General features: G+C 40.5%; 10 protein-coding genes. 2 read left to right on the top strand and 8 right to left on the bottom strand.

All coding sequences use genetic code 11. The features are described from left to right. Positions 1 to 129 precede the first annotated feature (129 nt). The 8 genes from KMHG_RS13305 to KMHG_RS13340 all read right to left on the bottom strand — a co-directional run bounded on the left by KMHG_RS13305 (position 130) and on the right by KMHG_RS13340 (position 7,624). A complete protein-coding gene (locus KMHG_RS13305; RefSeq protein WP_010290229.1) occupies positions 130 to 636 on the bottom strand; it encodes an acyltransferase in 507 nt (168 codons plus the stop codon). Beyond that, positions 629 to 1,279 (bottom strand): pyrophosphatase PpaX, encoded by a 651-nt coding sequence (gene ppaX / locus KMHG_RS13310; RefSeq protein WP_010290230.1) that lies wholly within the window; start codon positions 1,277 to 1,279, stop codon positions 629 to 631. The genes KMHG_RS13305 and ppaX overlap by 8 nt, the downstream gene beginning before the upstream one ends. A gap of 78 nt (positions 1,280 to 1,357) precedes the next feature. Beyond that, the gene (lgt, locus tag KMHG_RS13315) at positions 1,358 to 2,161 is read right to left on the bottom strand and encodes a prolipoprotein diacylglyceryl transferase (RefSeq protein ID WP_010290232.1); all 804 of its coding nucleotides are present in this window, start codon (positions 2,159 to 2,161) and stop codon (positions 1,358 to 1,360) included. An 18-nt stretch (positions 2,162 to 2,179) separates the two neighbouring features. Next, positions 2,180 to 3,109 carry an HPr(Ser) kinase/phosphatase gene (gene hprK, locus KMHG_RS13320; protein ID WP_010290233.1) on the bottom strand — a complete coding sequence of 310 codons (930 nt, stop codon included), beginning with the start codon at positions 3,107 to 3,109 and terminating at the stop codon, positions 2,180 to 2,182. A gap of 97 nt (positions 3,110 to 3,206) precedes the next feature. Beyond that, entirely contained in the window at positions 3,207 to 3,524 is a 318-nt protein-coding gene (cccB, locus tag KMHG_RS13325; protein ID WP_010290234.1) for a cytochrome c551, read from the bottom strand. A gap of 55 nt (positions 3,525 to 3,579) precedes the next feature. Further along, complete coding sequence (locus KMHG_RS13330) at positions 3,580 to 4,806, bottom strand: EAL and HDOD domain-containing protein (protein ID WP_010290235.1); 1,227 nt, start codon at positions 4,804 to 4,806, stop codon at positions 3,580 to 3,582. Positions 4,807 to 4,918: 112 nt separating this feature from the next. Next, positions 4,919 to 5,563, bottom strand: a complete 645-nt coding sequence (locus KMHG_RS13335; RefSeq protein WP_026022113.1) for a VTT domain-containing protein — start codon at positions 5,561 to 5,563, stop codon at positions 4,919 to 4,921. An 84-nt stretch (positions 5,564 to 5,647) separates the two neighbouring features. Then, complete coding sequence (locus KMHG_RS13340; RefSeq protein ID WP_010290238.1) at positions 5,648 to 7,624, bottom strand: S9 family peptidase; 1,977 nt, start codon at positions 7,622 to 7,624, stop codon at positions 5,648 to 5,650. Positions 7,625 to 7,801: 177 nt separating this feature from the next. Between KMHG_RS13340 and KMHG_RS13345 the strand changes: the two genes are divergently transcribed. After that, complete coding sequence (locus KMHG_RS13345; protein ID WP_010290239.1) at positions 7,802 to 9,166, top strand: amino acid permease; 1,365 nt, start codon at positions 7,802 to 7,804, stop codon at positions 9,164 to 9,166. 54 nt (positions 9,167 to 9,220) lie between these two features. Continuing rightward, positions 9,221 to 9,512: hypothetical protein (locus tag KMHG_RS19295; protein ID WP_010290241.1), on the top strand; the 292-nt coding region annotated here is incomplete at its 3' end.

Genomic DNA, 9,512 nt, shown 5'->3' on the forward strand with positions numbered 1-9,512 from the left:
CAATTACTTTAACACACTAGAGTGTTAGAGAACTAATATGATGAAGATATCTTAACGCAATATTTAGAAATCGTCAAGAGTATTTCAGACTTGCATGAATAAACAGACAATTTTGTGTAAAAAGCGAGCTTATTTATTGTTTAAAGCTCGCTGTTCTTTCGTATAAATAATGCGCATCGGGTTTCCCCCAACCATTGCGCCTGCTGGTACGTCACGGTTAACGAGCGTCATCGCTGAAACGACTGCCCCGTCTCCAATCGTGACTCCCGGTAAAATCGTCGTGTTCGCCCCAATCATCACGTGATCGCCAATGACGACATCGCCGAGACGATATTCATCGACTAAATATTCGTGCGCTAAAATCGTGGTGTTAAAACCGATAATCGTATCGGACCCAACAGAAATACGCTCCGGAAACATCGTATCCGGTGTTACTTTTAATGCAAAAGCAGTGCGCTGCCCAACGTTCATCTTTAAAAATGTACGGTACATCCAATTTTTCCACGATAAAAATGGGGTCACACGAGAGAGCTCGATGACGATAAAACATTTTACGACTTTCCAAAACGAGACGGTTTTATACATTTGCCATAATGATGTTGGCCCTTCGACTGGATAGCGCTCCGTTTTACGCATGGCTTTCGACTCCGACAATTTGTAGTAAGTCGCGCATATCTTCTAACATATATTCTGGATTGTACTGCGCTAAATAGTCTTTGCCCTTATAAGACCAGGCGACGCCCGCCGCTTTTACGCCTGCATTGTGCCCACCTAAAATATCGTGTGAGTTGTCACCGATCATTAACGCTTTCGATTTATCGACGCCAAGACGTGCAATCGCCGTTTCAACTGGTTCTGGATGTGGTTTTACGTGTGTCACGTCGTCTTGTGAAATGATGACATCAAATAAATCCGTAATACCCATTAAGTTCAATCCTTTATGTAGCGTATCACCTCGCTTCGTCGATACGACTGCTAAACGAACGCCCGCTTCACGAAGGGCGATTAACACTTCTTTCACATTCGGAAACTCTGTGACGAGCGCGTCATGGTTTTCTGCATTCCACGTACGATACTCTGCCACGAGTGCTTCTGCATTTAATGGATCGACTTCTGTAAATGACTCGATTAATGATGGCCCGATAAATTTTAAATAATCCTCTCGCTTGTAGCGCCCTGGAAATTTTGGGTCAATCACGTGTGCGAACGTTTCGATAATTAAATCGTTCGTATTGAGTAATGTCCCATCAAAATCAAATAGTAAAGCTTCATAATTCATCCCAATACACCTCTTTCATATTTGTTTACTATTATAACGAAAAAAACGGGCGTGCGCGTTCGCAAGCCCGTTTCTATTCTAATCTTTATAACGTACTGGTTTTACTTTTAAACGACGGTAAATAAAGACGATAACCGCAACAACGAGCGCTGTTAGTGACACGATTTGTGCCGTACGGAAACCGAAAATAAGTAAACTGTCGGTACGAAGTCCTTCAATGAAGAAACGACCGAATGAATACCAAATGACGTACGTTAAGAAAATTTCACCGCGACGTAAATTTGCTTTACGTAATAACAGTAAAATGATTAATCCGACTAAGTTCCATAAAGATTCATATAAAAACGTTGGGTGGTGATAAATACCCGCTACGTTCATTTGATCAATGATCCAGTTTGGAATCATTAAGTTTTCTAAAAAGTCGCGTGTCACTGAACCACCGTAAGCTTCTTGGTTCATAAAGTTGCCCCAACGACCTAAAATCTGACCGATAATAATTGATGGCGCTAAAATGTCTGCGACTTGCCAGAAGCTTTTACCGCGTTTTTTACAAAATACATAAACTGTAATACCGCCACCGATTAACGCACCGTGAATAGCGATACCACCGTTCCAAATTTGAATGATGTCACCTGGGTGTTGGCTATAATATGACCATTCGAAAATGACATAGTAAATACGTGCGCAAATGATCGCAATCGGCACCGTCCAAATGAGTAAATCTGTTAAAAAGTCGTCGCCAAAGCCACGCTTTTTCATTTCGTGTTGTGCAACGAAGTAGCCGAGTAAAATACCGCAAGCGATAATAATGCCGTACCAACGGACTTCTAATGCACCGATAGAAAAGGCAACTGGATCAATTGCCATTAAAGCAAAGTTCATCGTTTTCTCCTTTCACAGCTACATATCTGCTTTTTCTTGAATGACGCTTTCAAGGCGCTGTGTAAATTCTTCTGCTGAATTGATACCTAAGTTTTTCAGACGATAGTTCATCGCTGCTACTTCAATAATAACGGCTAAGTTTCGACCAGGACGTACTGGAATCGTTAGCTTCGTTAATTCGGTATCTAAAATTTTCATCGTTTGAGATTCTAATCCTAAACGATCGTACGTTTTTTCAGCCTCCCATATTTCCAAGTCGATAACGAGCGAAATACGTTTGTTGCGACGTACTGCACTCGCACCGAACATCGTCATAATATTAATTAAACCGATACCGCGAATTTCAAGCATATGATCGATTAATTTTGGCGCATTGCCTACGAGTAAATTTTCCGATTCTTGACGAATTTCAACGCAGTCATCGGCAACGAGACGGTGGCCTTTTTTCACAAGTTCTAACGCTGTTTCACTTTTACCGACACCACTTTTACCTGTTAGTAATACACCGATTCCATAAATATCAACGAGTACGCCATGTACCGCTGTCATCGGTGCTAACTGGCTTTCTAAATAATTCGTCAACATACTTGAAAATCGTGTCGTTTTTAACTTCGTCATTAATACTGGTACATGATTGCGTTCTGACGCTTCTGTCAGCTCTGGTGGCACGTCCATATTGTGTGAAATAATAATTGCTGGCGTATTTGGTGCGCACAGCTTTTCCATACGATCACGCTTCGCATCTGCAGGTAACGTGTTGAAAAATGATAGTTCAGACTTTCCTAATAATTGAACGCGCTCCGCTGGATAATGGTGAAAATAACCGGCCATTTCCAAACCCGGGCGTGAAATATCACTCGTTAAAATATGACGTCCAATGCCCTCCTCGCCGCTTTCAAGCGTTAAATCAAACATTTCCATGACGTCTTTCGTACTTACTTGCTCCACTTCATGCACATCCTCTCATACTTTCTTATTTTAGCAACGTTGCAAATAAAAAGAAACTGTTCGACACGCACTTTTACGTATCAAACAGTTTCTATCATTATTTCTTTTCAGATAACCATTTCGCCAATTGGTCTGCTTCTTCTTCACTCACAAGACCTGACGGCATGCCACTTTTTGTACCGTTCATTAAAATGTCATGGATTTCTGCTTCAGATTTTTCAGCGCCAACTTTCGTTAGTGCTGGTGCATTGCCACCTTCTAAATTTTTACCGTGACAACCCATACATTTTTGCTCTGCTAGTTGTGCAGCATCTGGCTCTGCTGATGAACCGCCTTTGCTTGCATCATCGTTACCGCCACAAGCGCCTAACATTAACGATACGCCAACGATTGCGCTTAATAATCGTTTTTTCAACGTTCTTTCCCCCTCGCTGTTTTACTCGTACATGTAGTATAGCATGGAACTGCTTTTATTGAACTTGATTCGCCCATTTTGTCGCTTCATAATGCATATGCAACAGCGCTGTATCTGTTACGTTGATTTGACGCGCGTAATGGCGAATTTGCGACACTTCCATATTTTCAAGCGCGATGACGAGCTGTAAATACGGTTGCAATGTGCTCGGTGCACCTGCAATCGTCGCGACGACTTCTTCTGAAAGTGGTAACTGTTGTAAAATGCCCATTAACGGTCGTGCGAGCAATACGTCAATTAATGAAAACATGCCGACTAAAAAGCATTCCGAATCAAACACTTCTCCATTGTAGCGCGCTAATAATTCGCACAATTTTGCACGAATGAGCGATGTTTTCATTACTTCTTGCATGCGCCCTGAAATCATCGTCTGCTTCATTTCACGATACGTTAAAATGTAGAGCCATTGCTGTAAGTCTCGCAAACCAATCGTCATGATTGCTTCTTTCATCGAACGCACTTTATAACGAGGACGTCTCATCGCACCGTTAATGAGCTTTAATAATTTATACGATAACGATACGTCTCGTTCAATCATTTGCGCAATTTCATCAATGTCTGGATCTGATTCTCGTAGTAGCGCAATGACACGATAATATTGCAAAATATTTGCCGGAATTTCTTGTGTCATCATCACTTGTGGTCGTTTAAAAAAGTAACCTTGAAACAATTTGTACCCGTGCAAGCGTGCCCATTTATATTCTTCATGCGTTTCTACCTTTTCAGCCAATAACGTAATGTGCGGATAACGTTGCCGAACGAGGTATTCAATTTTCAAACGTTCTTCTTCATTTGCGAGTAAAAAATCGACTTTAATAATATCGACGTATTTAAAAATATCCGATTGTTGCAATGCATCATGCAACACGAAATCATCTAACGCGATGCGATAGCCTTGCTTTTTCAATTGTTTTACGCGACAGACGACTTCTTCTGTCATATCAATGTCTTCTAGTAGTTCAATGACAACATATTGAGAAGATAGCTGTTCAAAGATCGGGCTCATTAATAAATTTTCTGTAAAATTAATAAAGCAAGGTCGACCTTGTGATATTTCGTGTACACCAAATGATACGAATGTTTGCGCAATAACATCATATGTCGCTGTATCTGCATCTGGCATATCATAATAATTGTTGTCATTATTGCGATACAGTAGTTCGTATGCATACACTTGTTCTAACTCATCAAAAATAGGTTGCCTTCCAATATAGGTTTCCAAAAACAAGACTCTCTCCTCTCAAGACGCATCCATTTTTTGTTATATATTACCATTGTTATATTCAAAAAAATAGCTGTAGAGAATGTATTCCCTACAGCACTTATAACTATGCTTATTTCTTAGAAAATTTCGCTTTCACGATACCGATCATCGCTGGTAACGCAGAAATAAAGATGATCGCTAAGACGACGACTGAGAAATTTTCTTTAATGAAACTAATGTTACCAAAGAAGTAACCCGCGAAAACGCATACTGCTGTCCATAGCGCCCCACCGATAACGTTATAAATGAAGAAGTATCCATAATGCATACGGCTAGCTCCTGCAACGAACGGAATAAACGTGCGGATAAATGGCATGAAACGTGCGATTAATACCGTTTTGCCACCGTGTTTCATGAAAAATTGTTGTGCTTTATCTACATTTTCAGGTTTAATAAAACGTCCTAAAAAACTGCCCGGACGAATGGTCGTACCGACGCGCTTCCCGATTTCAAAGTTCAGGCTATCGCCAAGAACTGCAGCGACAAAATACGTCAGTAACACAAGTGGTAATTGAAGCCCACCAATTGCGGCAAGTGCACCACTCGCAAATAATAATGAATCCCCCGGTAAAAATGGGAAAATGACGACACCTGTTTCTACGAATACAATCGCAAACATAATGCCGTATGTCCAAAAACCGAAATCTTGTACGATACTGATCAAATGCTCATCAATATGCATAATGAAATCGAATAAAAACTTAATTAAGTCTATCATTATGGTCACTCACATTCTGTCAAAATACGTTTCTTATCATACCGTTAATTAGACAATATAGGCAACGTTTTGATGAAGTTGTTACAAATACTTTACAAACCAATCCGTAATTTGCGATAAACGTGCTTGACGTAAGTTTGGTAAACCAGTACGTGATAAGTCATGATTCGCGCGTGGGAAGCGTACAAATTTCGTTTCTTTACCGAGCGATTTTAGCGTTACATACAATTGTTCAGCTTGTTCAATCGGACAGCGATCATCTTGTTCGCTATGCAAAATTAGCAATGGCGTTTGTACTTGGTCCGCATATTTCAACGGAGAATGTTCCCATAATGTTGTTGGATTCGTCATATCGACGCCAATTTGCCATTCTGTAAAGCAATAGCCAATATCCGATACACCGAAGAAACTTATCCAGTTTGAAATCGAGCGTTGCGTTACAGCCGCTTTGAAGCGATCCGTATGACTGACAATCCAGTTCGTCATAAAGCCACCGTAGCTCCCACCTGTCACGCCAAGACGTGTCTCATCAATCCACTCATTTTCTTGAATGACTTCATCAACAGCAGCCATTAAATCACGATAATCGCCACCGCCGTAATCGTTGCGACAACCATTTACGAACGATTGGCTATAGCCATGGCTACCACGTGGATTGACGTAAACGACACCATAACCTTGTGCCGCTAAAAGCTGCATTTCATGAATAAACGTATTACCGTACATCATATGTGGACCACCATGAATATTTAATACGAGTGGATACGTTTGACCTTCTTCATAGTTCGCCGGTTTCATTAACCAACCGAAGACGAGCTCACCATTATCAGCCGTCACGTTAAATTGCTCAGGGGCGACAATTGTCACTTGTTGTTCAAACGCAGTATTAAAGCGTGTTAATTGTTCGCGCTCCCCTGTTGAAATGTTTAACGCGTACAATTCACCGATATGCGTCGGGTCACTGATCGTTGCAATGGCGTGAATCGCATCGCGGTTAATATCATAGCCATAGACGTGTTCATTTTCAGGGGATGCAGGATAAATCGCACCATCTAGTGTTGCGTAATATAGACGCGTATCACCCATAGACGTCATTTGGAAGTAAAGTGCATTGTCATCACACCATACGACACCCGGCGCAATGGCACCTTGTTGTACGTCTGCAGTTTGGTAATCTCCCACTGGTAAGTCCATCGCGGCCGTTAAGCTATAATAATATGCTTCTACGATATCATAAATATAAACTTCCGCATGCGTTGCATTTTTGTACGGTTCCAATGCTGAGCCGACAAATGCGATATAACGGTCGTCTAATGAAAAGTACGCTTCACCAAAGTAACCTTGCATATCCGTTATAAGCGTTTCTGTTTTCGTCTCAATATCGACGACATATAGTGGCGAGCTAAAATCGTAGTCTTTACTGTCATTACGATTCACTGAGTATACGAGGTTTTTCCCGTCATGGGATAACGCCGCGAAATGGTAATCGTGCGTATCATCGGTAAAGCGCGTAATGCGTTGTGTTAAAATATCGAGTACGCCAATTTGACTGTGACGGTTTTTCGGCAATAACCCCATGCCGTTTAATTTATATTGCATATCGGTCACTTCATACACTTCTGGACGTTTCAGATCTTTTTTCGTCGGTAAGTCTGTGAAATTTTTCCCTTCTTCTACATTGGCACTAAACCAAATCGATTGACCGTCAGGCGCCCATTCGTAATTCGTTAAGCCGTACATAAAGTTCGTTAAACATTGCGCTTCACCGCCACGCGTCGGTAAAATGTATAGTTGATTTTTTTTCGAGCGCGTCGCTAAAAAACTGACGAAACGCGCATCTGGTGACCATTTAATATTTAAAATACGTTCTTTTAAATGCGTCCATTGCGTAATTTCTTTCGTCTCTAAATCAATATGATATAAATAACCGTAGTATGTGTTATCGCGTTCGTGCATTTCGGTACGCACGAAAATCGCTTCCTTGCCATTTGGTGATAGTACTGGATTTGTGACAGAGTGTAGATGGTACAAGTCCTTTGCCTCAATCAAACGTGTCATTTCTGTCTCCCCTTTATCCTTTTCGTTTATGTACATTATAGTAGCACATATCGCTAATTATCTAATTTTTCTACTTTCTTCTGAAAATTTAAGTTAAATCGCACGAAAATGTCATGCTATTGACATAATTTTATGATAACATTGATAGTGCAATTTTAAAGCATCGGAGGCGTTTTTATGTCAAAACAACAACCCGAACTCCAGCGTGGACTGGAGTCGAGACACATCACGTTAATGTCGCTCGGTGCCGCCATAGGAGTAGGGCTATTTTTAGGCTCTGCAGGTGCGATTAAAACAGCTGGTCCAGCCGTTTTAATCACCTATGCACTTGGTGGGTTATTCATCTTCTTTATGATGCGTGCACTCGGAGAAATCGCAACGGATCATCCTGTCGCTGGTTCCTTCAGTCGTTATGCCCAACAAGTACTTGGACCACTTGCAGGTTTTTTAACAGGCTGGAACTATTGGTTTTTATGGATTGTGACATGTATGGCTGAAATTACAGCTGTAGGGATTTACATGCAGCTCTGGTTCCCAGATTCACCGAAATGGATGTGGGCGTTATTTGCACTTATTTTAATGACAGTCGTCAATTTAATTGCAGCAAAAGCGTTCGGTGAATTAGAATTTTGGTTCGCGATGATTAAAATCGTTGCGATTGTTTTAATGATTATCCTTGGTTTAGCTTTAATTTTATTTGGACTAGGTAATGGAGGAGAAGCAATTGGCTTCAGCAATTTATGGACACACGATGGCTTTATGCCAAACGGCTTTAGTGGTGTCATTGCAGCATTACCAATCGTCATGTTCGCATACTTAGGTGTTGAGATGATTGGCGTTACTGCAGGTGAAGCGAAAAATCCGAAAAAGGTAATTCCGAGAGCGATTAATACTGTATTAATTCGTATTTTAATTTTCTATATCGGTGCCTTAACGGTCATTATGGCGGTTTATCCTTGGGATCAAATTAGTGAAGCAAATAGCCCATTCGTCATGATGTTTGAAAACGTCGGTATCCGTTACGCAACAGGTATTATTAACTTTGTTGTGTTAACAGCAGCGCTATCAAGTTGTAACTCAGGTATTTTCAGTACAGGTCGTATGTTGTTCAATTTAAGCCACCAAAATCAAGCACCTAAAATGTTCGGCAAAGTCGGCAAAACAGGTGTGCCAACGAATGCAATTTTAATGTCAGGTGCTGTATTGTTAATCGGTGTCGTCTTAAACTACTTCGTCGATGAAAAAGTTTTTACGTATATTACGAGTGTTTCTACATTTGGCGCCATATTTACATGGATCATCATTTTAGTTACACAAATTAAATTCCGCAAAGGTTTATCAGCAGATGAATTAAATAGCCTTACATTTAAAATGTTTTGGGCACCATTCACATCATACTTATCGATTGCGTTCTTCTTATTCGTCGTTGTGTTAATGGCGTTTAATGAAGGTACACGTATTGCGTTAATCGTCGGTCCAATTTGGATGATTTTATTACTTGTGATGTACTTTAGCTACTATAAAAATAAAATGATAAAATAAATGTTGAACCACAGCTACTCGCTGTGGTTTCTTTTACATAAGGGATGATGAATTATGACGAATACGTTCACACTTTTCGAACCAATTTTTTATTGTTTATTAGCGATTGCGGTAGTCATGCTCGCATGTGCTTTTTTTGCAAAGACGCGCTCGCCGCTATTTGCAATCATTCATGCCGTTAGCAACTTAGTGCTCGTCATTTTACTATTTATGACAGAAGGCATTATCGTCGATCAATACGATTTAAAAGGTGATGAGACGACATTTTCAATCGGTATCATTACTGTGACGATTAGCATTTTAAGCGTCTATTTTTCATTGCGCAAACGTAAAAAAATCCAGAAGG

It is taken from the genome of Kurthia massiliensis (genome assembly GCF_000285555.1).
GTDB lineage: Bacteria > Bacillota > Bacilli > Bacillales_A > Planococcaceae > Kurthia > Kurthia massiliensis.